Annotated in this window: 1 protein-coding gene; it reads right to left on the bottom strand. The window is 46.6% G+C overall.

Annotated features, from left to right (window positions below; all coding sequences use genetic code 11):
- The coding region (locus LKX83_RS33230) for a hypothetical protein (RefSeq protein WP_370639192.1) at nucleotides 1–223 on the bottom strand (223 nt) is incomplete at both ends.

Here is a 223-nt window from a genome sequence, read left to right as displayed (position 1 = left end):
ATAAATGGTTCCTTCAAACGTAAATGGCTTACCGGAGGCACCATCTTTAAAAGCCGCTAAATGCCCCATCTCCACTGTTGCTTTCCCGTCCGGCATGGTATCGGAAGGGCCAATATACAACTGTCGAACATCATTTATCAATTTTTGCCCTGATAGACGAACAGTAAGAGGCACAGGTGCGTTAGGGTCTGTGATAGACAACGGTTCTGAGCGAATCACAAGC

It is taken from the genome of Cohnella baijiui, from assembly GCF_020731285.1.
GTDB lineage: Bacteria > Bacillota > Bacilli > Paenibacillales > Paenibacillaceae > Cohnella.
This window is presented reverse-complemented; position numbering and strand designations above follow the sequence as displayed.